Genomic DNA, 22090 nt, shown 5'->3' on the forward strand with positions numbered 1-22090 from the left:
TTTCAGATTGTGCTATTATAGTTAAAAATAACAAGAAAGGGGCGGGGTTATGACTTCGCCTCTTATCTGTGTAAGGAGGGATTATTATCGCAACGATTGTCGAACAGGTGACAGAATTGGTTAGCCCCCATATCAAGGCTCCATATGAGCTTGTTGATGTTGAGTATGGAAAGATGGGTGGCGATTTTGTCCTTAGTATTCTAGTGGATAAACCTGGTGGTATTTCAGTAGAAGATACGGCAGATTTGACGGATGTTATTAGTCCCTTGCTTGATACGATCAAACCAGATCCCTTCCCGGAGCAATATTTTTTGGAAGTGTCAAGTCCAGGTCTAGAGCGTCCCTTAAAAACGAAGGAAGCACTTGAGAATGCTGTTGGTTCTTATGTAAACGTTAGTCTCTACAAAGCTATCGATAAGGTGAAAATTTTTGAAGGTGATCTCGTCGCTTTTGACGGAGAGACATTGACGATTGATTATTTAGATAAAACACGTCATAAGACCGTGGATATTCCTTACCAAACCGTCGCTAAAGCGCGTTTAGCTGTGAAATTATAAGCGTTAGTCATTGAGAAGAAAGGAATTGCCTTATCCCTAAGGCGAGACAAACATGAGCAAAGAAATGTTAGAAGCCTTCCGTATTTTGGAAGAAGAGAAGCACATTAACAAAGAAGACATCATTGATGCTGTAACAGAATCATTGAAATCAGCCTACAAACGTCGTTACGGTCAGTCAGAGAGTTGCGTGATTGAGTTCAATGAAAAAACAGGTGATTTTCAAGTTTATACTGTCCGCGAAGTTGTTGACGAAGTTTTTGATAGCCGTCTTGAAATTAGTTTGAAAGATGCCTTAGCTATCAGTTCGGCTTATGAGCTTGGTGACAAAATTCGTTTTGAAGAGTCTGTAGCTGAATTTGGACGTGTAGCGGCACAGTCTGCTAAACAAACGATCATGGAGAAAATGCGTAAGCAAATGCGTGAAGTGATGTTTAATGAGTACAAGGAACATGAAGGTGAAATCATGACTGGTACTGTTGAACGTTTTGACCAACGTTTTATCTACGTCAACCTTGGTTCACTTGAAGCGCAATTGTCACACCAAGATCAAATTCCAGGTGAAACTTTCAAATCTCACGATCGTATTGAAGTTTATGTCTACAAGGTTGAGAACAATCCTCGCGGTGTTAATGTCTTTGTTAGCCGTAGTCATCCTGAGTTCATCAAACGCATTATGGAACAAGAAATTCCAGAAGTTTTCGATGGTACTGTTGAAATCATGAGTGTTTCTCGTGAGGCTGGTGATCGTACAAAGGTTGCTGTTCGTAGCCATAATCCTAATGTGGATGCTATTGGTACGATTGTCGGTCGTGGTGGCTCAAACATCAAGAAGGTTATCAGCAAATTCCATCCAACACGTCTAGATGCTAAGACAGGTATTGAAGTTCCTGTTGAAGAAAACATCGACGTGATTCAGTGGGTAGAGGATCCAGCAGAGTTTATCTATAATGCGATCGCTCCCGCGGAAGTTGACATGGTTCTTTTCGATGAGGAAAATAGTAAAAAGGCTACTGTTGTGGTTCCAGATAGTAAACTGTCGCTGGCTATCGGTCGCCGTGGACAAAATGTTCGCTTAGCGGCTCATTTGACAGGGTATCGTATTGATATCAAGTCAGCATCAGAGTACGAGGAGATGGAAGCCCAACAAGCCTTAGAACTCGAAGCGGCTAGCACATCATTTGCAGAAACAGAGGTCGCTCAAGATTTTGTGGTTGAGAATAACAGTGATGTGACATCAACTGAAGAAACATTGAACGAAGAATAAAAAATCGAGGTGTTTATGGCCAAAACACGTAAAGTACCTTTAAGGAAGTCTCTTGTTTCCGGTGAGGTTATTGACAAGCGTGATTTATTGCGGATTGTGAAAACCAAAGAAGGTGAGATTTTTATCGATCCAACTGGAAAAGCTAACGGCCGTGGGGCATACATCAAATTAGATAATCAAGAAGCTCAAGAAGCTAAAAAACGCCGTGTTTTTGATCGTAGCTTTAAAGTTGCAGTGGCTGATGATTTCTATGATGAGCTGATTGCCTATGTGGACCATAAAGTGAAAAGAAGAGAGCTTGGCCTTGAATAATGATCAAAAATTAGCCAATTTAATCGGATTAGCACAAAGGGCTGGAAAAGTTATTTCGGGAGAAGAGCTTGTTATTAAAGCTATTCAACACCAGGAAGCTAACTTGGTCTTTCTAGCCAATGATGCTGGTGATAATTTGACTAAAAAAATTACTGATAAAAGTAACTACTATCAAATAGAAGTCTCCACAGTGTTTAATGCACTGGAATTAAGCATGGCAATTGGTAAGCCTAGAAAGGCGATCGCCATTGTAGATGCTGGATTTTCAAAGAAAATGAGGACTCTTATGGCATAAAGAATAGGAGGACATCACGTGTCAAAAAAACGCTTATATGAAATTGCGAAAGAAGTCGGTGTCGCGAGTAAAGAGGTTGTTGCGAAAGCGCAAGAGTTTGGACTGTCTGTGAAAAGTCACGCATCGAGTGTAGAAGGCAATGATGCTGAACGATTAGTGGCGGCATTTCGACCAACATCAATCTCTAAAGTGGCTGATCAACAGTCGCCGATTTCCAAAGTAATAGAAGAAAAGAAAAGCCCTGTAGCCACTGGGGTTCAAAAAACTGAAGCAGAAGGAACGACCGCTGGTAAATCATCAGAGGCAACTTCAGAAAAGACGGCTCCTGCTGCTGCGACTCCCAAACCTAAAAGTCGAAACTTTAAGGCTGAGCGAGAAGCTAAAGCTAAGGCTGAAGCGGAGCGTCGTGCTCAATCGGGAAATCGTACAACCCATTCAGGGCAAAAACGCCGAGACAATCGCCAAGCAGATCGTCATCAAGATAATCGCTCACAAGTTGGAGGACGTCAGCAGGATCGTTCTCGTCAAAATAATCGACGATTTGATAATACTGCTAATCGTAATGATCGCAACCGCGATAACCGCTATAACGATAATCGTCAATCTCAAACGGCTCCCAAAATTGACTTTAAGGCACGTGCTGCAGCTTTAAAAGCGGAACAAAATGCCGAGTATTCTCGTCAAAGTGAAACCCGTTTTCGTGAACAAGAAGAAGCTAAACGTCAAGAGAAAATAGCTCAAGAGCAAGCACGCAAAGCGAAACAACTAGAAGCCGAGCGCGAACAAAAAGCTAATGAGATGGTACGAAAAGAGCAGGTGAAACCTGTGACAACCCCAGTCTCATCAGCACCTGTGCAAACAGATGTTCGCCGTAAAAAACAGGGACGTCCTGAAAAATCTCGTGATTTTGACAAACAGAATGAAGACGGACCAAAACAAAGTAAAAATAAGAAAAATTGGACAAATCAAAACCAAGTGAGAAATCAAAGAAATAGTAACTGGAATAAAAACAAACAAACTAAAAAAGGTAAAAATAATCGTAACGGTAATAATGCTCCTAAACCAGTAACCGAGCGTAAATTCCATGAACTACCGAAGGAATTTGAATATACCGAAGGGATGACGGTTGCCGAAATTGCAAAACGTATTAAACGTGAACCAGCTGAGATTGTCAAAAAACTCTTTATGATGGGAGTCATGGCAACACAAAACCAATCTTTAGATGGCGACACTATCGAACTATTGATGGTTGATTACGGTATTGAAGCCCATGCTAAAGTTGAAGTAGATGATGCTGATATCGAACGCTTCTTTGCTGATGAAGGCTATCTAAATGCTGATAAGATGGTTGAGCGTGCACCTGTTGTAACTATCATGGGACACGTTGACCATGGTAAAACGACCCTTCTTGATACCCTTCGTAATTCTCGTGTCGCAACGGGTGAAGCTGGTGGTATCACTCAGCATATCGGTGCTTACCAGATTGAAACAAAAGGTAAAAAAATTACCTTCTTAGATACGCCAGGTCACGCAGCCTTTACGTCAATGCGTGCGCGTGGTGCCTCTGTGACAGATGTTACTATTTTGATTGTGGCAGCCGACGACGGTGTCATGCCACAAACAATTGAAGCAATTAATCACTCAAAAGCTGCGGGTGTTCCAATCATTGTTGCGATTAACAAGATTGATAAACCTGGTGCTAACCCTGAGCGTGTTATTGGTGAATTAGCTGAGCATGGTGTTATCTCAACTGCCTGGGGTGGCGATTCTGAGTTTGTTGAAATTTCAGCTAAATTCGGTCAAAATATCGATGAATTGTTAGAGACAGTTCTATTGGTTGCCGAGATGGAAGAGTTAAAAGCCGATCCAACCGTTCGTGCCATTGGTACAGTCATTGAGGCTCGTCTTGACAAAGGAAAAGGTGCGGTTGCGACCCTCCTTGTTCAGCAAGGGACACTTAATGTTCAAGATCCTATTGTTGTCGGAAATACCTTTGGACGTGTTCGTGCTATGGTCAACGACCTTGGACGTCGTGTCAAGACAGCAGCCCCATCAACCCCAGTTTCCATTACTGGTTTGAATGAGACACCGATGGCGGGTGATCATTTTGCGGTTTACACTGATGAAAAAGCTGCTCGTGCTGCAGGTGAAGAACGTGCCAAACGTGCCCTATTGAAACAACGTCAAAATACACAACGTGTTAGCCTTGAAAATCTCTTTGATACCCTTAAAGCTGGTGAAGTTAAGACGGTTAACGTTATCATCAAAGCTGATGTACAAGGTTCGGTCGAAGCTTTGGCAGCATCGCTTCTTAAAATTGAAGTGGAAGGTGTTCGCGTTAATGTGGTTCACTCAGCTGTAGGTGCGATTAATGAGTCAGATATTACCCTAGCTGAAGCTTCTAACGCTGTTATTATTGGTTTCAATGTTCGCCCGACACCACAGGCGCGTCAGCAAGCAGAAGCTGATGATGTTGAAATTCGCCTTCATAGCATTATCTATAAAGTCATCGAAGAAGTCGAAGAAGCTATGAAAGGGAAGTTGGATCCTGAATATCAAGAAAAAGTTCTTGGTGAAGCGATTATCCGTGAGACCTTTAAAGTGTCTAAGGTTGGTACGATTGGTGGATTCATGGTCATCAACGGAAAAATTACACGTGATTCAAGTGCCCGTGTTATCCGTGATGGCGTGGTTATCTTTGATGGAAAACTGGCTAGCTTGAAGCATTATAAAGATGATGTTAAAGAAGTTGGTAATGCCCAAGAAGGTGGTCTTATGATCGAAAACTTCAATGATCTTAAAGTGGATGATACGATTGAAGCTTATATCATGGAAGAAATCGTAAGAAAATAACCAACATAATTATTGAAATACTGAATAAAGCTAGGTGAGTAGCCTAGCTTTTCTTTAAAGTATTGGTTCACAGATAATATGAGTGTATTAAAAAAATAATAGAAAGGATTAATCCGTCTTAGACGTTGAGTGGAAGGGTGTTTGGTAACTTGAAATGTATTTACCACATCTTGTTTCTTCAGCTTATTTTGACGGACTTGGTAGCATAGTTATGGGAAATCATCGTGTTGACCGCGTTGGAATGGAAATCAAACGCGAAGTGAATGAGATTTTACGTTTAAAAGTGCGTGACCCTCGTGTTCAAGGTGTAACAATTACAGATGTCCAAATGTTGGGTGACTTATCAGCAGCTAAGGTCTATTATACAATCATGAGTGATCTTGCTTCAGATAATCAAAAAGCCCAGATGGGTTTGGAGAAGGCAACAGGAACTATCAAGCGTGAACTTGGAAAAAATCTTCAGATGTATAAAATTCCAGATCTAACCTTTGAAAAAGATGAATCGATCCAATATGGAAATAAAATTGACGAACTCCTACGTCAACTAGATCAAAAAGATTAAAAAAGAGCGTAAATTAAGTTTTGAGATTGAAGGCTATCATCTATTGGGATGATTCTTCAATCTTTTTTCATTAGAGGCAGTTAGCTTTCTAAATTCAATCTCATGATGGTTGTGCTGAATAGTGCCAGTATGAGTGTTAGTGTGTTAGAAGCGATGGAAAAGAAGCTGCTTTATCTTTTCATTGACATCTGGAGGAGACTTCGGTATACTTTATTTACAATTGTAAACGAATTGGAGATAGAGATGTTGCAGATTGCTAATGCTGAGTGGGAAGTGATGCGTGTAGTGTGGGCATCAGAAGAAGTGACTAGTTCCTATATTATCGATGTTTTGCAGCAAAATCATGATTGGTCTGATTCTACTATCAAGACGATGATTACGCGTCTTTCTGAAAAAGGTCTTTTAAGCAGTCGGCGGGAAGGACGACGATTTTGGTACCGTGCTGTGATTTCGGAAGAAGAAGGGCAATGGAAATGTATCGAAGAAACGTTTGACAAGATTTGCATTACTAAGCGTGGGAAGTTGCTAGCAGCCCTGATGACTGATACGCCGATGACTGAGCAAGATATTGCCATGTTTGAAAGTATTTTACAAGCTAAAAAAGCTACTCCGGTATCTAAGATTGTGTGCCAATGTTTGCCTGGACAATGCTCTTGCCATCATTAACCCCTAAGAGGTGGTATTAAAAAATAAAATAAGTCAAGAAGCCCAAATCAAGAATATAAAATCTTGATTTGGGCTTTTTGTTTGTAAATAACTACTATAGAGTTTCTTTTACTAGCTTGTTCTCTATAGACGTGAATTAATCGTGTTTGCGTTTAGCAACCATCCCAGCCATTCCGAGAATAGTAATACCTGTCAGAATAAACGTAGCTGAGTTATGCTCGCTAGTTTCCGGTAAGTTACCAGTTTTGCTCTGATAATGTTCAGTATCTTTGTTAGTTACTTTTCGGTTACCAAGACTTTGAACACTGGCAATATTTTGTGCTTGGAAAAGTGGTTTTTGGCTGTTCACTTTTGGTGCATTCACGGACGCTGGGGTAACGGATTCTTCAGTTGTTTCTGTTGCACCTGTCTCAGACTCTGTAGTTGTACCAGTATTAGTATCTGATGGTGATGGCTCATCTCTTGGTAGTTCTGCTAGGTATCGTTTCACATTGTTGATTCCAGCAGTTATTTTTTCTCCTTTGGCTTCTAGTTGACTAATGTACTCAATAAAGGTCTCTGTATCAGGGTTGATCGCACCCACTAAGGTAGCATTTCTAAAACTTGCAAATCCATCTCCACCACCGTATAAGAAATCATTGATTACCAATGTATAAGTGGCACTTGGGTCAATTTCTTCGTCATTATCTTTGTAGGCTTTAACGACCTTAAATGGGACCTCTTCGCCTCCGTCAGGATTATCTGTGTAGGTATAGTATAACCCTGACATTTGAAGAAAGTAATTTTCCTTGCCATCATATTGTTCGTTTAGAACTTTATAAATATTCTCGCCGGACATTTGAACAATTTGAAGGATGTTGCCAAATGGTTGTACAGCTTGAGCAGCTCCCCAAGTAATGCTACCGTCATCAGTGACGATAAGGTCCGCGCGAATACCACCGTTATTTGTCATTGCAAAGTCAACGGGGATGTCAGAAGTTTGGTTAGCAATAGTGAGCTGAGCTGTCGTTACTAAGTTTCCGACGGGACTTTCCTTGAAATCATTTACCTCACGGCTGATAGTGTCAGATGAAAGGGCAGTACCTATTTTGGTATCGGTCACTTGTTTAACGATGGCATTAGCCTCATCTACGATGGCTTGGATGTCTTTGCTACCAGTTTTCACATCAGGTGCGACAGCGACAACTTCAGCACCCGGTACAGCTACAAAATCCTGAGTATCGGTATCTAAAATACCACGGACGTCAGCATAAGCTTTCCCTTGTGATAATGCTTGAACGATGCGCGTGTTACCAACGAGTCCGTTAGTGTATTGGTGACTGTGACCCGCAAAGAGGATATCAATGCTATGCTCAGGGAAAATCTCGTTCACCCGATTCATAATATCTGCAGCATCCCCTACAACGGTATCACCATCGTTAGCAGCTGGAACATGGGCTAAAACGACAATAGATTTGACGCCTTTTTTCTGCAATTCTAAAGCGTAGGCAGCAATGGTTTCTGCTTCGTCCAAAAAGTCATATTGTTCGTAATTTTGGCGGAGAACTAAGTTAGGGATCTCTTTGGTAACGATACCGATGAAGCCAACTTGAACGTTTTTGTCATTGATCGGAACATTTTTAATGGCATAGGGTTGCCAGTTGTTAGGAATTTCGCCGGTTGCTTTATCAACTACATTAGCGATGACGATTTCTTGGGTCGCAGGGACGTGCTCATAGTCGTAAACAATTGTGTTGTATCCGGCTTCAGGACTAGGTGCCTGACCTTGTACAATACGGTTATATTCGTCTAATCCTTCATCAAATTCATGGTTGCCGATGGTGCCATAGGCAACATCCATTTGGTTAAAGACTTTGATAGTAGGTTCGTCTTGCAATAAGCCAGAGTTAGCTGGACTAGCACCGACCATATCCCCTGCTTGAACACGGATGGAGGTTGCATCTGGGTTTTCAGCAATAAATGCTGTTTCCGCATCGTCCATGTAGGCGTCTAGCTGAGCAGCTGTTCCTGCATTAGAGACCTTGCCATCTGGCATGTAGGCAGAACCAGTTGTATCTAAAGCGCCATGGAAATCATTGATGCCGAGGATTTGAATCGCTCCTTGATCGGCGAAAGCGGGACTAGTTGCCAAGCCAAAACCAGCGACCACAGCCAAGAGACTACTTTTTAGGATTAACTTCTTTTTCATCATAACTCCTTTTTGAATGCCATAAAGTAATGTCCACAGATAGTTTACTATGCCAAAATGTAAAATTCAAGTGTTTTTTAGGTAAAAAACGAATATTGTTTGTTTCTCTTATCAAAAACAGACGTCATTTAAACGATTTCAGTGGTGTTTTCTGAGCATAAAGCCAGTGTTTTAGAGAGAAGATCGTGAAATCATGGGTAAAAAATGGTATACTTCTTGTATAAAAAACGATATGGAATAGTGAAGGAGAACAAGATGTTGCAAGAAATTGGACAGACGACATTAAAGGGATCACGTATTGTTTTGGGAGCTATGCGTATGGGAGCACTGGAGATCTCAGAAGCAGAAAAAGTCATTGCTAGTGCTGTAGAGTCAGGGATTAATTTTTTTGATCATGCTGACATTTATGGTGGTGGTGAGTCTGAAATATGTTTTAGAGATGCCGTTAAGCAGCTTGGACTTAGTCGTCAGGACCTGATTTTACAATCTAAATGTGGGATTCGAAAAGGTTTCTTCGATTTTTCAAAAGAGCATATAGTGACTTCGGTTGACGGTATTTTACAACGCTTAGGAACTGATTATCTGGATATTTTAGCCCTACATCGTCCAGATGCTCTTTGGGAGCCAGAAGAGGTAGCGGAAGCTTTTACACAACTTAAAAAAGAAGGAAAAGTGAACCATTTTGGTGTTAGTAACCAAAATTGTAGTCAAATAGCTTTCTTACAATCCTATTTGGAAGAACCGCTTGCCGTCAATCAATTACAGCTATCGCCTGTGCATGCCCCGATGATCTCGGTGGGCCTCGAGGTTAATATGACGACTCCTGGTGCTACTGATCGCGACGGTGGTATCATTGATTATTGTCGTCTTAGCAAGGTCACTATCCAAGCTTGGTCACCATTCCAGATTGACCTTTCAAAAGGATTGTTTTCTGGAAATCCAGATTATAAAGTGTTGAATGATACTATTGCTAAATATGCGGAACAATATCAGGTTTCTGATGAGGCTATCGTTGTTGCTTGGATTCTTCGTCATCCTGCTAAAATTCAGACCATAGTGGGATCTATGAATCCAGAACGGATTAAGCGCATTGCAGAAGCAGAAAAAGTCGTTTTAACACGTCAAGAATGGTATGACATTTACACTAAGGCTGGTCATATTTTGCCTTAAAATGGGGAGTGAAAACCATGTCCAATCATGAGTCTAAATCCAAAAAGAGAAAGAACTTTTGGTTACAATTTAGCTTTTATTTGCTCCTATTTGCGCTCATCAATGTGATTGCTAAAGGACTCTTTTATTTCTCTGTCTATGAGCGACCGCTTTCTTCTTCAGAGCTGCAATTCGGAACAAGTCTTGGTTTTGCCTTTGGCTTTAGTGTCTGGGGAAATGACAGTCTAGCCTTATGGAAGAAATGCTTGGGCTCTGTTTTCTTGATACTCATAGGAGCGCCACTAAGTATCCTAATTTGGGAGCTGGTGCCCCCATTTGTTCTACAGTTTTGGCAATGGGGTATGCTTGTGATGATTGGTGGTCTGAGTTTAGCGATTTTTTACCGACGATTCAAAGCTTATTTGAAATAATGCCTAAGGAAAAAGTACCTCAAAATTGGGGTACTTTTCTTATCCTTCGATATATTCACTCAAGGTTTGTCCCTCAAGTCCAGCATTAATAGCGATTAGTAATTTAAGGCGCGCTTTTTGACTGTTGAGTTCTTTGACAAACATAATCCCGTTAGTGGCGAGATCCACACCACCACCTTGATAGGCATAGACAGGTTCTGCGATGCCATTAAAACAGCGCGATACCAAGACTATCGGAAGGCCTTCTTGAGCAAGGGTAATGAGGGTTTTTGCTGCTTCTGGAGGGAGATTACCAGCCCCTAGAGCTTCAATAACGACACCGTCAATATGACTAGCACGTAAGAGTCTTAAAATCCCATCACCCATACCAGCATAGGCCTTGATAATCGGAATGGTTCCCTGTATGTGATCGAGATCAAAGCGTACACGAGGTTCAGTAGTTTGAAAAAATAAAATCTCATGTTTCATAATAATCCCAAGGGGGCCATGGGTGGGTGTTTGAAATGTTGAGACATTGGTTGTATGTGTTTTGGTAACATACTTGGCAGCATGTATCTCGTCATTCATCACAACGAGAACCCCTTTTCCGAGAGATTTTGGATGGCCTGCGACGCGAAGGGCTGATAGGTAATTGTAAATCCCATCACTTCCTAACTCATTTGATGATCGCATGGCACCGGTAATAACTATAGGAATAGATGGGAGGTTCATCGTATCCAGAAAGTAAGCTGTTTCCTCTAAGGTATCGGTTCCATGTGTGATGACGATTCCATCATAATTAGCCCCGATGGCTTTGATTTTCTGGTAGAGCTCATACATATGGTACTCTGTAATATGGGGGCTAGGTACATTGAAGAGATCAATGGTTGTGATGTTAAAGTCATTAAGTTCGACTGCGACATGGTTCATGGGATTGTCATTAGAAGAATTGACGTGTCCCATTTCATCTGCGGTCATTGAAATAGTCCCACCAGTATGTAGGACCAGAATATTTTTAGTCATTGAAATACTTCTTTCAAAATTGTGATATAATTTATTCTAACATAATTTAGGAAAATGGAGATTGGTATTGGCGATCAAGGCTGTGTTTTTTGATATTGATGGCACGCTATTAAATGATAGTAAACGCGTTGAAAAGGCGACTGTCCTTGCCATTAAAAATTTAAAAGAACAAGGTATCCTTGTCGGTGTTGCTACTGGACGAGGACCTGGTTTTGTGCAACCCTTTATGGATAATTTGGGGCTTGATTTTGCAGTAACTTACAATGGGCAGTATATATTCACGCGTGATAAAGTGCTCTACCAAAACCAACTTCCTAAATCTTTGATTTATCGTGTCATTCGTTATGCAGGGGACAAAAAAAGAGAAATTTCTTTAGGAACAGCTTCGGGATTAGTAGGTTCAGGTCTCATCGAAATGGGGACTAGCAACTTTGGGCAATTGGTCAGTCGCTTGGTTCCTAGTCGCTTGACCAAGCTTGTCGAAAATAGCTTTAAGAAAATCATTCGCCGAATCAAACCACAAAATATGGACTATCTTAAGACTATCATGCGTGAGCCGGTCTTTCAAATTGTTCTTGTCGCTACAGAAGGGGAAAGTCAAAAACTCCGTGAGAAATTTCCGCAAATTACGATCACGCGTTCTAGTCCTTACTCCATCGACCTTATTTCTCAAGGACAATCAAAGCTAAAAGGTATTCAAACGGTCGGTCGACAATTTGATTTTGAATTGAATGAAGTGATGGCATTCGGGGATTCTGAAAATGATATGGAAATGCTGACAGGTGTTGGTGTGGGTATAGCCATGGGAAATGGTCAAGATACCTTGAAGTCCGTAGCTGATTATACGACTGATAGTAACAATCGTGATGGGATTTCAAAAGCATTAGCGCATCATGGGCTTATCCATTTGGATCCAGAACAAGGTTTCAAGAGTCGTGATGAAAACTTTAATAAGGTTAAAGACTTTCATATGTTGATGGATGGATCAGTCAATCACACCCCACGACTCTATCAAATTGAAGAAGGCGAACATCGTGCCGGTTTTAAAGTTGAAGAAATTGTTGAATTTTTATATGCCGCAAGTCAAGGTGATCAACATGATTTTACGCAAGCTATTTTAAATCTACATGCCGCTGTGGACCATGCCGCCTATAAAGTGCAACATAAGCCTCATCCTGAAACGCCTTTAGTAGGTGAAGTGGATGCCCTGACGGATTTGTTATATTTTACTTACGGTTCGTTTGTCCTCATGGGAGTTGATCCTAGGCCTTTTTTTGATATTGTGCACGAAGCCAATATGGGTAAAATTTTTCCAGATGGTAAAGCACATTTTGATGCCAAAACACATAAAATCTTAAAACCTGATCATTGGGAAGAGACTTTTGCACCGGAGCCTGCGATCAAAAAAGAGTTAAACCGACAAATTCATAAATCTTTACAACGTACAGAAAAATAAAAAGCTTGCTGAGGCGACTTGGCCTCAGTCAGCTTTTTGGGCTGGTTATAAAATTTTTTCCTTATCGCGTACGACAAGAATATCGATTTTAGCATTGCGTAGAATGTATTCGGATGATGATCCCACCAAGAGTCGCTCGAAAGCATTGAGTCCGGTCGCACCTAGCATGATAAGGTCCGCCCCCTCACGATCAGGAATATCAATGGCTAACAGAGACTTAGGATTTCCAAATTCAACAATTTGTGTGACCTTTTCAAGTCCAGCTGCCCGAGCTTTTTCCTTTAATTCATTTAAGACGTCGTGTGCCTCACGTTCCAGTTTTTCGTAGACGGTTGCATCGAATGTCGCAACACTCTGAAGGGCACGTGTATCAATAACGTGAGTTAACAGCAGGGCAGCATCATTTCGCTTGGCAACATTGACAGCTTTCTCGAAAGCTAGTTCAGACTCTGCAGACCCATCGATAGCAACTAGAATTTTTTCGTATTGATAAGACATATATGCGACCTCCTTTTTTCCTATAAGTTCATTATACTCTTTTTTTGATTTTTTGAAAGCGTTTCACATTCTCTTTCTGAAAAAAGGTTTTTGGAAACTTTTGGATAATCCTTTTAAAAATTAAAATGAAAAAATGTGTTATTTTAAATAAAATGCGCTATAATATCAAAAAATGAGGTAACGCATATGAAGACTTTTGAAAAATCATCAAAATTAGAACATGTTGCTTATGATATTCGTGGTCCAGTCTTGGATGAGGCCAACCGAATGCGAGCTAATGGCGAGAAAATTCTACGATTGAACACTGGAAATCCTGCGGAATTTGGATTTACGGCTCCTGACGAAGTAATCAGTGATCTTATTATGAATGCGCGTAGTAGTGAAGGATATTCAGACAGCAAAGGTATTTTTCCAGCTCGAAAAGCCATCATGCAATACTGTCAGACAAAAAACATTCCTAATGTCGATATTGATGATATCTATATTGGTAATGGTGTCTCTGAGTTAATCACTATGTCTATGCAGGGGTTATTAGATAATGGGGATGAAGTCTTAGTGCCTATGCCAGATTATCCTCTTTGGACAGCAGCAGTTAGCCTGTCTGGGGGGCATGCTGTGCATTATATTTGTGATGAATCCGCTAATTGGTACCCTGATTTAGCTGATATTGAAAGCAAAGTATCTGGTCGAACAAAAGCCATTGTATTGATTAATCCTAATAATCCCACAGGAGCCCTTTATCCTAAAGATGTTCTAGAAGGTATTGTGGATATTGCCCGTCGTCATAATCTAATTATTTTCTCAGATGAGATTTATGACCGTATGGTTTTTGATGGAGCGACACATATTCCAATTGCTAGTCTAGCTCCTGATCTTTTTGTTGTGACTATGAATGGTTTGTCAAAATCGCATCGTATCTGTGGTTTCCGTGTGGGATGGATGGTTCTTTCGGGACGTAAGGATCATGTCAAAGGTTACATTGAAGGGCTTGATATGTTATCTAATATGAGGCTGTGTTCCAATGTGTTGGCTCAACAGGTTGTTCAAACCTCTCTAGGAGGTTATCAGTCTGTCGATGAGTTGTTGATGCCGGGTGGTCGCCTTTATGAGCAACGTGAATTTGTCACTAAAGCCATTAACGATATTCCAGGATTGACTGCTGTAAAACCTCAAGCTGGTCTCTACGTCTTTCCTAAAATTGATCAGACTATGTATAACGTCGCAGATGATGAACAATTTGTTTTGGAATTTCTCAAGCAGGAAAAAGTCATGTTAGTTCATGGAAGAGGCTTCAATTGGAAGGATCCTGATCATTTCCGAATAGTTTATTTGCCTAGAGTTGAAGAGTTGGCGGAGATTCAGACTAAGATGGAGCGTTTCCTAAAACAATATCGCCGCTAAAAATCTTAAATTAACCGAAAAATTAATGTAAAAAATGAAAATTCTGTGTTTTTGCTAGTATTGTAAGCAATTTTCTGACAATTACTTGCCATTTTGAAGCCTGCTTGTTATAATGATTTGTAATATATTTTCATAGATAGAAAGGTTTCTTATGCCTAATTTATTATCAAAGACACGAAAAATCACCTCGATTTTGCAACGCTCTGTAGATAGTTTAGAGAATGAACTGCCTTATAATCTGATGGCGACTCAGCTCGGGGATATTATTGACTGTAATGTTTGTATTATCAACGGAGGCGGTACCATTTTAGGGTATGCTTTGAAATACAAGACTAATAACGATCGTGTCGAACACATGTTCGAAGAGAAAAAACTTATAGATGATTACGTCAGAACAGCTAGTCGTGTCTATGACACAGAGGCAAACTTGCCTGTTACACACGACTTGAGTATTTTTCCGATCGAACTTCAGGATGAATTTCCTGATGGTTTAACAACACTTGCTCCAATATACGGAGGCGGTATGCGCTTGGGAACGCTTATTATTTGGCGTAATGACCAAGATTTTAAAGATGATGACCTTATCTTAGCAGAAATAGCCTCTACAGTAGTCGGGATTCAACTCTTAAACCTCCAAACAGAAAACCTTGAGGAAACGATTCGTAAACAGACAGCTGTAACAATGGCGATTAATACACTATCCTATTCAGAAATGAAGGCTGTAGCAGCCATTTTAGGTGAACTGAATGGAACGGAAGGACGCTTAACAGCATCAGTGATTGCGGATCGTATTGGTATTACACGTTCAGTGATTGTAAATGCTCTTCGTAAGCTTGAGAGTGCTGGTATTATTGAAAGCCGCTCTCTTGGTATGAAGGGGACTTACCTTAAGGTCATTAATGAAGGTATTTTTGATAAAATCAAGGATTATAACTAATAATGTCTAAAGCCCTTATTTCAATTGACTATACAGTAGACTTTGTCGCAGATGACGGGAAATTAACAGCAGGCAAGCCTGCTCAAGCTATTGAAAGTGCGTTGGTGAATGCAACACGTCAAGCCTTTGAGACTGGTGATTATATTTTCTTTGCGATTGATCGTCATGATGTAGATGATAAGTTTCACCCAGAAAGCAAACTTTTTCCACCTCATAATTTAGCCGGTACTTCAGGTCGGAATTTATATGGCACTTTGGCTCCCCTATACCAGGAAATCAAAGATGATAGCAAGGTCTTTTGGATGGATAAACGCCATTACTCTGCCTTTTCTGGTACGGATCTGGATGTGCGTTTGAGAGAACGTGGGGTCAAGACGCTTGTTTTGACTGGTGTACTGACCGAGATTTGTGTACTACATACGGCTATAGATGCTTATAACCTAGGGTATGAGATCGAAGTGGTGGCTGGAGCAGTGGCCTCTTTGACGCCTGAAACTCATCAATTTGCTCTCAATCATATGGCATCTGTTTTAGGGGCTAAGATTATTGAAAATTAAAACATAAAAAAGGCTCGTGCAAAATCTTTTTAAATGATTTTGCACGAGCCTTTTTTATGAATTTTAGGTTTATATACCCCTGTGGGTAAAATATTATTTTTTGATAATCATCTTTAATGCTTCTTGAATACGCTCTTCTTGGTCCTTAGCATCTTCTTCTGGGTGGTGAATAACTTGAGATATGCGGTTACTGATGACGACACCGAGCGTACTATTGATACTGGATCGGATGGCAGTTAATTGGGTAACGATATCAATACATTCTTGATCCTCTTGGATCATTTTTTGGACACCGCGCAGCTGTCCCTCAATACGTTTGAGGCGATTAATGACCTCTTTTTTTTCAGTTTGCATAGACACCTCATTTCTGAAAATTTATTATACTGAAGCCTTTTTGGTTTGTCAATTCTTTCTGTTGACTTGGATAAAGGCTCATGATATCATTTATATACCTATAGGGGTATATAAAGTTGGAAGGTAAATAATAAACTTATGAAAATTATCATTGTAGGTGGTGTAGCAGGTGGTATGTCTGCTGCAACCCGTTTGCGCCGTTTGATGGAAGATGCGGAAATCGTTGTTTTTGACAAGGGCCCATATGTGTCCTTTGCGAATTGTGGTTTGCCTTATCATCTGTCTGGAGAAATTGAAGAACGCTCTGATTTGCTGGTTCAAACACCGGAGCGGCTTAAGGAGCGTTTTCAATTGGACGTTAGGCCCGAAAGTGAGGTAACAGCTATTGATCCTGTGACAAAAACAGTTACTGTCGGCTATAAGGGACAGAGTTACAGAGAGTCTTATGATCGCTTGATTTTATCGCCAGGAGCCAAACCTGTTGTTCCCAATCTGGAAGGATTGGATAAAGCTACCAATGTGTTTACCCTACGCAATATACCAGACTTGGATTATATCATGACACATTTAAAAGGTAGATCAGGTGGCAAGGCAACTCTTATAGGGGCCGGCTTTATTGGTCTTGAAATGACTGAGAGCTTGGTTAAAAAAGGATTTGACGTGACTATTATTGAAAAAGCACCGCATGTCTTACCGTCTTTCGATCAGGAAATGGCTGCCTTTGTTAGAAAAGAATTGTTATCAAAAGGTGTGACGCTACATACCAATCAATCCGTAAAAAGCTTTAAACAAGAAGGCAAAGTCATTGTTTTAGACGATGGCACAGAAGTGCTTTCCGATGTCACCATTCTTTCTGTCGGCGTTACGCCAGAAACAAGTCTAGCTGCATCAGCTGATATAGAGTTGGGACTTCGAGGAGGAATTCTTGTAGATCAGCATTATGAAACCAACCAAAAAGATATTTTCGCAGTTGGAGATGCTATCGTGGTTAAAAATCAAATTACTGAAGAAGATGATACCATAGCCTTGGCTAGTCCTGCTAATCGACAAGGCCGCCAAGTAGCAGATATCCTTGCGGGTATTCCACGGGAACATAAGGGAAGTATAGGGACTGCTATTGTGCGCGTTTTTAATTTAGTGGCGGCATCGACCGGGATAAACGAAATAAGAGCTCGAGAAAATTTTGAGCACGTGGCAGTCGTTCATACTAACGGAAAAGACCATGCTAGCTATTTCCCAGGCGCTACAGATATTACCATAAAGCTGGTCTTTAATCCTAAAACGGGAGCTATCTATGGTGCTCAAGCGGTTGGTCAAAAAGGCGTAGATAAGCGCATTGATGTCTTGGCAACAGCTATTAAGGCTGGTATGACTATCTTTGATTTACCGGAGTTAGAACTGACTTATGCGCCACCATTTGGATCGGCAAAGGATCCTGTCAATATGATTGGCTATGCGGCCAGCAACCTAGCTGAAGGACAAAGTGAATCTATCCAGTGGTATGATTTAAAAGGGGCATTGGCGCAAGGAAGCATCTTAATTGATGTGCGAAACCCAGGAGAAGTCGTAAAGGGACGCTTTGCTGATGCTCTAAATATACCACTTGATCACTTACGAGAGCGACTTGATGAATTGGACCACTCTAAAGACTATATTGTGTCTTGTCACAGCGGGTTGCGCTCTTATATTGCTGAACGCCTCTTGAAACAGAAAGGTTTTAAAGTTCGTAACTTAGATGGGGCTTATTCACTTTATCAAACAGTTCTTCCGGAGGAAATGATATATGATTAAATCGCTAACGATGAGACAAGCATTATCTCTTATCAAAGATGGCGAATTACACTTGATTGATGTTCGTGAGATGAATGAGTATGCAGGAGGCCATATACCTGGCGCCATCAATCTCCCTTTAAGTCAGTTGGCGGCTCGTTTTGAAGATCTGTCCAAAGACAAGACCTACTACATTATCTGTCAGTCAGGGATACGCTCTGAACGTGCCTGCTCCTTTTTAGAGAACCAAGGGTATGATGTTATTAATATTCAGGATGGTATCAAGGCATGGCAAGGCTCTTTAATATAAAAGTGTCAAAGGCCTTAGTACATGCCGGTATCAGGCAGAACGGGTTCGGAGTGTCACTAGCCTAAAAGCCCCTTCTAGCTTAATGTTTGCGGGTTGCAAAGTACTCTTAGCCCTAATTTTTTGTCGTTCTTAATTTTTCAATCGTAATAAGAGAGACTAGAGATACTGGCTTGTGTTACTTACTATCGCAATCAATCTCCTTTTTTTACACGCCATCTTTTCGAAAAAATAGTTTGAAATATGGTATACTATTTGAGACTATGCAAACTTTGAAAGAGGAGAGGTCCAATGAAAATTTCTGAAGAAGAAGTACGTCATGTTGCCAAATTGTCTAAACTGAGCTTCACAGATCAAGAAACCAGTGAATTTGCTCAAAGTTTAACCAAGATTGTCGATATGGTTGAGTTATTAAACGAAGTGGATACTGAAGGTGTGCCCGTGACAACAACTATGGCAGATCGAAAAAATGTTATGCGTGAGGACGTGGCTGAGCAAGGTCAATCGCGTGAGGAGCTCTTTAAAAATGTTCCTGAAGCCAAAGATTATTTCATCAAAGTTCCAGCTATCTTTGAAGAAGGAGGGGATGCTTAATGTCATTTAATCATAAGACCTTAGAAGAGTTGCATGACCTCCTTGTAAAGAAGGAAATTTCAGCAACAGAGTTAACCAAGGCTACTTTGGAGGATATTAAAAGTCGCGAGACAGCTATCGAAGCTTTTGTAACCATTTCAGAAGAAGAAGCTTTGAAACAAGCCCAAGCTGTTGATGCTAAAGGCATTGATGCGGATAATGTGATGAGCGGTATCCCGCTTGCGGTTAAGGATAATATTTCGACCAAAGGGATTTTAACGACCGCTTCATCAAAAATGCTCTATAATTACGAGCCTATCTTTGATGCCACGGCTGTTGCTAATGCCTATGCTAAAGATATGATTGTCATTGGTAAGGCCAACATGGATGAATTTGCCATGGGGGGGTCAACTGAAACGTCCTACTTTAAACAGACGAAAAATGCCTGGGATCAGACCAAGGTTCCTGGTGGTTCATCAGGTGGCTCGGCAGCAGCAGTTGCTTCTGGTCAAGTTCGCTTGTCACTAGGTTCTGATACCGGTGGATCGATTCGTCAACCCGCAGCCTTCAACGGTGTTGTTGGGATGAAGCCGACCTACGGTATGGTATCACGTTTTGGTTTGATTGCCTTTGGTAGCTCTCTTGACCAAATTGGACCATTTGCGCCAACGGTTAAGGAAAATGCCCAGCTTTTGAATGTCATTTCTAGCTATGATTCCAAAGATGCGACATCTACCAAACATCAAGTGGCGGACTTTACTAGCAAGATTGGTCAAGATATTAAAGGCATGAAAATTGCCCTTCCAAAAGAATATTTGGGAGAAGGGATCGATCCTGAAATCAAGGATAATATCCTAGTAGCTGCTAAACACTTTGAAAAACTTGGTGCTATTGTGGAAGAAGTTAGCCTTCCCCACAGTAAGTACGGAGTGGCGGTTTATTACATTATTGCCTCTTCAGAAGCTTCCTCAAACTTGCAACGTTTTGATGGTATTCGTTATGGTTTCCGCGCTGAAGATGCGACAAATCTAGATGAGATTTATGTCAATACACGGAGCCAAGGTTTTGGAGACGAGGTTAAACGCCGCATAATGCTTGGGACTTTCAGTCTGTCTTCTGGTTACTATGACGCTTACTACAAAAAAGCAGGTCAGGTGCGTACCTTGATTATTCGTGACTTTGACAAAGTCTTTGCCGAGTATGACTTGATTTTAGGTCCAACGACGCCAAGCGTAGCCTTCGGTTTTGGTGATAAATCCAAAGACCCAGTTTCCATGTATTTAGCTGACCTCTTGACTATCCCAGTTAACTTGGCTGGGCTTCCAGGGATTTCTATCCCATCAGGCTTTGTCGATGGTTTGCCAGTTGGTCTTCAGTTGATCGGTCCAAAATACAGCGAGGAAATCATTTACCAAGCGGCAGCAGCTTTTGAAGCAACAACGGATTATCACAAACAACAACCTAAGATTTTTGGAGGTGACAAGTAATGAATTTTGAAACCATTATCGGACTTGAAGTTCACGTTGAGTTGAACACCAATTCTAAGATCTTTTCACCATCATCAGCGCATTTTGGTCAAGAAGCTAACGCCAATACTAATATCATTGACTGGTCATTTCCAGGGGTACTTCCTGTCATTAATAAAGGGGTTATTGATGCAGGTATCAAGGCGTCTCTAGCCTTAAACATGGACATTCATCAAGAGATGCACTTCGACCGTAAAAATTATTTTTACCCAGATAATCCAAAGGCCTATCAAATCTCTCAATTTGATGAGCCCATTGGTTACAATGGCTGGATTGAAGTAGAGTTAGAAGATGGTTCAACTAAAAAAATCCGTATCGAACGTGCTCACCTAGAAGAAGACGCTGGGAAAAATACACATGGTACAGATGGTTATTCTTATGTCGACCTCAATCGTCAAGGTGTACCTTTGATTGAGATTGTTTCAGAAGCCGATATGCGTTCGCCTGAAGAAGCCTATGCCTATCTGACAGCCTTGAAAGAGGTCATCCAATACACAGGCATTTCAGACGTTAAGATGGAAGAAGGTTCTATGCGCGTTGATGCCAATATCTCTCTTCGTCCGTATGGACAAGAAGCCTTTGGTACTAAGACCGAGTTGAAAAATCTCAATTCTTTCAACTATGTTCGTAAAGGCTTGCAATATGAGATTGAACGTCAAACTAAGATTCTGCGTTCAGGCGGCCAGATTCGTCAGGAGACGCGTCGTTATGATGAAGCAACTGGGGAAACCATCCTCATGCGTGTTAAGGAAGGGGCAGCGGATTACCGTTACTTCCCAGAGCCTGACCTACCGCTTTATGAGATTGACAATGCTTGGATTGATGAGATTCGTTCAGAATTACCTGAATTTCCAAAAGAGCGTCGTGCTAAGTATGTGTCACAATATGGACTTACAGCTTACGACGCTAGTCAGCTGACAGCGAGCAAAGCGACGTCAGATTTCTTTGAATCAGCAGTGGCACAAGGCGGCGACGCCAAACAAATTTCTAACTGGCTTCAAGGTGAAGTGGCGCAATTCCTTAATGCGGAAAGTAAGACTTTATCGGAGATTGCTTTGACACCTGAAAATCTTCTTGAAATGCTAGCTTTGATTGAAGATGGTACCATTTCCTCAAAAATTGCTAAGAAGGTCTTTGTTCACTTGGCTAAGAATGGCGGTTCAGCGCGTGAATACGTTGAAAAAGCTGGATTAGTTCAGATTTCAGATCCAGAAGTTCTGATTCCAATCATTCACCAAGTCTTTGCGGACAATGAATCAGCAGTTGCTGACTTTAAATCAGGTAAACGTAATGCCGACAAAGCTTTCACAGGATTCTTGATGAAAGCAACCAAAGGACAAGCCAACCCACAGGTCGCTCAAAAACTGTTAAAAGAAGAATTAGTTAAATTGTTGGACTAAAAAGGAGGGAATCTCCTTCGAGTTTGTAGACA

Annotated in this window: 22 protein-coding genes; 18 read left to right on the plus strand and 4 right to left on the minus strand. The window is 41.0% G+C overall.

Features of this window, described 5'->3' with window-relative positions; translation table 11 throughout:
* Positions 1-107 precede the first annotated feature (107 nt).
* The 7 genes from rimP (at position 108) to G574_RS0106790 (ending at position 6509) form a co-directional block, all read left to right on the plus strand.
* Positions 108-557 carry a ribosome maturation factor RimP gene (gene rimP, locus G574_RS0106760; protein ID WP_029691523.1) on the plus strand — a complete coding sequence of 150 codons (450 nt, stop codon included), beginning with the start codon at positions 108-110 and terminating at the stop codon, positions 555-557.
* Positions 558-609: 52 nt separating this feature from the next.
* The gene (nusA, locus tag G574_RS0106765) at positions 610-1821 is read left to right on the plus strand and encodes a transcription termination factor NusA (RefSeq protein WP_029691524.1); all 1212 of its coding nucleotides are present in this window, start codon (positions 610-612) and stop codon (positions 1819-1821) included.
* A gap of 15 nt (positions 1822-1836) precedes the next feature.
* A complete protein-coding gene (gene rnpM / locus G574_RS0106770) occupies positions 1837-2133 on the plus strand; it encodes an RNase P modulator RnpM (RefSeq protein ID WP_029691525.1) in 297 nt (98 codons plus the stop codon).
* On the plus strand, positions 2126-2428 hold the full coding sequence (locus G574_RS0106775; protein WP_029691526.1) for a YlxQ-related RNA-binding protein: 303 nt from the start codon (positions 2126-2128) through the stop codon (positions 2426-2428). The genes rnpM and G574_RS0106775 overlap by 8 nt, the downstream gene beginning before the upstream one ends.
* Before the next feature lie 18 nt (positions 2429-2446).
* Positions 2447-5281, plus strand: coding sequence for a translation initiation factor IF-2 (infB, locus tag G574_RS0106780; protein WP_029691527.1), 2835 nt, complete (start codon positions 2447-2449; stop codon positions 5279-5281).
* Between the two features lie 211 nt (positions 5282-5492).
* Complete coding sequence (gene rbfA / locus G574_RS0106785; protein ID WP_029691528.1) at positions 5493-5843, plus strand: 30S ribosome-binding factor RbfA; 351 nt, start codon at positions 5493-5495, stop codon at positions 5841-5843.
* Between the two features lie 243 nt (positions 5844-6086).
* A complete protein-coding gene (locus G574_RS0106790; protein ID WP_029691529.1) occupies positions 6087-6509 on the plus strand; it encodes a CopY/TcrY family copper transport repressor in 423 nt (140 codons plus the stop codon).
* 136 nt (positions 6510-6645) lie between these two features.
* On the opposite strand, the gene G574_RS0106795 is transcribed toward G574_RS0106790, so the two are convergent.
* Complete coding sequence (locus tag G574_RS0106795) at positions 6646-8697, minus strand: surface-anchored 5'-nucleotidase (RefSeq protein ID WP_029691530.1); 2052 nt, start codon at positions 8695-8697, stop codon at positions 6646-6648.
* A 255-nt stretch (positions 8698-8952) separates the two neighbouring features.
* Here G574_RS0106795 and G574_RS0106800 point away from each other — a divergent pair, with 255 nt between their 5' ends.
* Positions 8953-9867: an aldo/keto reductase gene (locus G574_RS0106800; protein ID WP_029691531.1), complete on the plus strand. Its 915-nt coding sequence runs from the start codon at positions 8953-8955 to the stop codon at positions 9865-9867.
* A 17-nt stretch (positions 9868-9884) separates the two neighbouring features.
* Entirely contained in the window at positions 9885-10277 is a 393-nt protein-coding gene (locus tag G574_RS0106805) for a hypothetical protein (protein ID WP_029691532.1), read from the plus strand.
* Between the two features lie 39 nt (positions 10278-10316).
* On the opposite strand, the gene G574_RS0106810 is transcribed toward G574_RS0106805, so the two are convergent.
* The gene (locus G574_RS0106810) at positions 10317-11279 is read right to left on the minus strand and encodes an asparaginase (RefSeq protein WP_029691533.1); all 963 of its coding nucleotides are present in this window, start codon (positions 11277-11279) and stop codon (positions 10317-10319) included.
* A 67-nt stretch (positions 11280-11346) separates the two neighbouring features.
* On the opposite strand from G574_RS0106810, the gene G574_RS0106815 reads away from it, so the two are divergent.
* Positions 11347-12735, plus strand: coding sequence for a Cof-type HAD-IIB family hydrolase (locus G574_RS0106815; RefSeq protein WP_029691534.1), 1389 nt, complete (start codon positions 11347-11349; stop codon positions 12733-12735).
* A gap of 45 nt (positions 12736-12780) precedes the next feature.
* Here the strand turns inward: G574_RS0106815 and G574_RS0106820 are convergent, their stop codons facing one another.
* Positions 12781-13233 carry a universal stress protein gene (locus G574_RS0106820; RefSeq protein WP_029691535.1) on the minus strand — a complete coding sequence of 151 codons (453 nt, stop codon included), beginning with the start codon at positions 13231-13233 and terminating at the stop codon, positions 12781-12783.
* 186 nt (positions 13234-13419) lie between these two features.
* Between G574_RS0106820 and G574_RS0106825 the strand changes: the two genes are divergently transcribed.
* From G574_RS0106825 to G574_RS0106835, 3 genes are all read left to right on the plus strand, one after another.
* Positions 13420-14634: a pyridoxal phosphate-dependent aminotransferase gene (locus tag G574_RS0106825; protein ID WP_029691536.1), complete on the plus strand. Its 1215-nt coding sequence runs from the start codon at positions 13420-13422 to the stop codon at positions 14632-14634.
* 151 nt (positions 14635-14785) lie between these two features.
* Positions 14786-15571: a GTP-sensing pleiotropic transcriptional regulator CodY gene (gene codY, locus G574_RS0106830; protein WP_017770310.1), complete on the plus strand. Its 786-nt coding sequence runs from the start codon at positions 14786-14788 to the stop codon at positions 15569-15571.
* A gap of 2 nt (positions 15572-15573) precedes the next feature.
* Positions 15574-16128 (plus strand): cysteine hydrolase family protein, encoded by a 555-nt coding sequence (locus G574_RS0106835; RefSeq protein ID WP_029691537.1) that lies wholly within the window; start codon positions 15574-15576, stop codon positions 16126-16128.
* Between the two features lie 93 nt (positions 16129-16221).
* Here the strand turns inward: G574_RS0106835 and G574_RS0106840 are convergent, their stop codons facing one another.
* Positions 16222-16482 (minus strand): metal-sensing transcriptional repressor, encoded by a 261-nt coding sequence (locus G574_RS0106840; RefSeq protein WP_017770312.1) that lies wholly within the window; start codon positions 16480-16482, stop codon positions 16222-16224.
* 138 nt (positions 16483-16620) lie between these two features.
* On the opposite strand from G574_RS0106840, the gene G574_RS0106845 reads away from it, so the two are divergent.
* The 5 genes from G574_RS0106845 to gatB all read left to right on the plus strand — a co-directional run bounded on the left by G574_RS0106845 (position 16621) and on the right by gatB (position 22058).
* Complete coding sequence (locus tag G574_RS0106845) at positions 16621-18273, plus strand: FAD-dependent oxidoreductase (RefSeq protein ID WP_029691538.1); 1653 nt, start codon at positions 16621-16623, stop codon at positions 18271-18273.
* The gene (locus G574_RS0106850) at positions 18266-18562 is read left to right on the plus strand and encodes a rhodanese-like domain-containing protein (RefSeq protein WP_029691539.1); all 297 of its coding nucleotides are present in this window, start codon (positions 18266-18268) and stop codon (positions 18560-18562) included. Before G574_RS0106845 ends, G574_RS0106850 begins: the two co-directional genes overlap by 8 nt.
* A gap of 288 nt (positions 18563-18850) precedes the next feature.
* Positions 18851-19153 (plus strand): Asp-tRNA(Asn)/Glu-tRNA(Gln) amidotransferase subunit GatC, encoded by a 303-nt coding sequence (gene gatC / locus G574_RS0106855; protein ID WP_029691540.1) that lies wholly within the window; start codon positions 18851-18853, stop codon positions 19151-19153.
* Entirely contained in the window at positions 19153-20619 is a 1467-nt protein-coding gene (gene gatA, locus G574_RS0106860; RefSeq protein ID WP_029691541.1) for an Asp-tRNA(Asn)/Glu-tRNA(Gln) amidotransferase subunit GatA, read from the plus strand. Before gatC ends, gatA begins: the two co-directional genes overlap by 1 nt.
* Positions 20619-22058, plus strand: a complete 1440-nt coding sequence (gene gatB / locus G574_RS0106865) for an Asp-tRNA(Asn)/Glu-tRNA(Gln) amidotransferase subunit GatB (protein ID WP_029691542.1) — start codon at positions 20619-20621, stop codon at positions 22056-22058. Before gatA ends, gatB begins: the two co-directional genes overlap by 1 nt.
* The last annotated feature ends 32 nt before the right edge of the window (positions 22059-22090 follow it).

This window comes from Streptococcus hyovaginalis DSM 12219 (assembly GCF_000420785.1).
Taxonomy (GTDB): domain Bacteria; phylum Bacillota; class Bacilli; order Lactobacillales; family Streptococcaceae; genus Streptococcus; species Streptococcus hyovaginalis.

Coding starts and splice junctions, on each gene's coding strand:
- G574_RS0106850 (WP_029691539.1), top strand. CDS start 18,266: ATGATTAAATCGCTAACGATGAGACAAGCATTATCTCTTATCAAAGAT.
- G574_RS0106800 (WP_029691531.1), top strand. CDS start 8,953: ATGTTGCAAGAAATTGGACAGACGACATTAAAGGGATCACGTATTGTT.
- G574_RS0106810 (WP_029691533.1), bottom strand. CDS start 11,279: ATGACTAAAAATATTCTGGTCCTACATACTGGTGGGACTATTTCAATG.
- G574_RS0106825 (WP_029691536.1), top strand. CDS start 13,420: ATGAAGACTTTTGAAAAATCATCAAAATTAGAACATGTTGCTTATGAT.
- G574_RS0106795 (WP_029691530.1), bottom strand. CDS start 8,697: ATGAAAAAGAAGTTAATCCTAAAAAGTAGTCTCTTGGCTGTGGTCGCT.
- G574_RS0106835 (WP_029691537.1), top strand. CDS start 15,574: ATGTCTAAAGCCCTTATTTCAATTGACTATACAGTAGACTTTGTCGCA.
- codY (WP_017770310.1), top strand. CDS start 14,786: ATGCCTAATTTATTATCAAAGACACGAAAAATCACCTCGATTTTGCAA.
- G574_RS0106805 (WP_029691532.1), top strand. CDS start 9,885: ATGTCCAATCATGAGTCTAAATCCAAAAAGAGAAAGAACTTTTGGTTA.
- G574_RS0106840 (WP_017770312.1), bottom strand. CDS start 16,482: ATGCAAACTGAAAAAAAAGAGGTCATTAATCGCCTCAAACGTATTGAG.
- G574_RS0106820 (WP_029691535.1), bottom strand. CDS start 13,233: ATGTCTTATCAATACGAAAAAATTCTAGTTGCTATCGATGGGTCTGCA.
- G574_RS0106845 (WP_029691538.1), top strand. CDS start 16,621: ATGAAAATTATCATTGTAGGTGGTGTAGCAGGTGGTATGTCTGCTGCA.
- gatA (WP_029691541.1), top strand. CDS start 19,153: ATGTCATTTAATCATAAGACCTTAGAAGAGTTGCATGACCTCCTTGTA.
- G574_RS0106790 (WP_029691529.1), top strand. CDS start 6,087: ATGTTGCAGATTGCTAATGCTGAGTGGGAAGTGATGCGTGTAGTGTGG.
- rnpM (WP_029691525.1), top strand. CDS start 1,837: ATGGCCAAAACACGTAAAGTACCTTTAAGGAAGTCTCTTGTTTCCGGT.
- nusA (WP_029691524.1), top strand. CDS start 610: ATGAGCAAAGAAATGTTAGAAGCCTTCCGTATTTTGGAAGAAGAGAAG.
- gatC (WP_029691540.1), top strand. CDS start 18,851: ATGAAAATTTCTGAAGAAGAAGTACGTCATGTTGCCAAATTGTCTAAA.
- rbfA (WP_029691528.1), top strand. CDS start 5,493: ATGGGAAATCATCGTGTTGACCGCGTTGGAATGGAAATCAAACGCGAA.
- gatB (WP_029691542.1), top strand. CDS start 20,619: ATGAATTTTGAAACCATTATCGGACTTGAAGTTCACGTTGAGTTGAAC.